The organism is Bradyrhizobium sp. sGM-13, assembly GCF_018398875.1.
Lineage (GTDB): Bacteria > Pseudomonadota > Alphaproteobacteria > Rhizobiales > Xanthobacteraceae > Bradyrhizobium.
Window position 1 is genome coordinate 1 of the sequence record NZ_JAGWDK010000397.1, and the last position, 248, is coordinate 248.

A 248-nucleotide genomic window follows, 5' to 3' on the forward strand; every position below is an offset into this window, starting at 1 on the left:
GTTACATCGACGTCTGCTTGCAGAACGTGGCCAAGCACCTCTCCAACGGATGACCGCATATCCTCTGGGCGCGCGCTTTGCGCGCGTCCGTCTCCCTGTCGGCTGGGTCGCATCTTTTCTCGGGCCGCGGTTTAGCGCTTGTGCTAATCGATGAAGCCGGCAAGTTCCTCGGGCGTCCCCGAGGGGAAGGATTGCCTGAGAAAATCCAGGAACGCGGATACGCGAGCGCTTAACAGTCGGCGCGACGG

General features: G+C 61.7%; 1 pseudogene. It reads right to left on the bottom strand.

Annotated features, from left to right (window positions below):
* Positions 1-143 precede the first annotated feature (143 nt).
* Positions 144-248 (bottom strand): annotated as a pseudogene (locus KJQ96_RS41270) (LysR family transcriptional regulator); the annotation flags it as partial.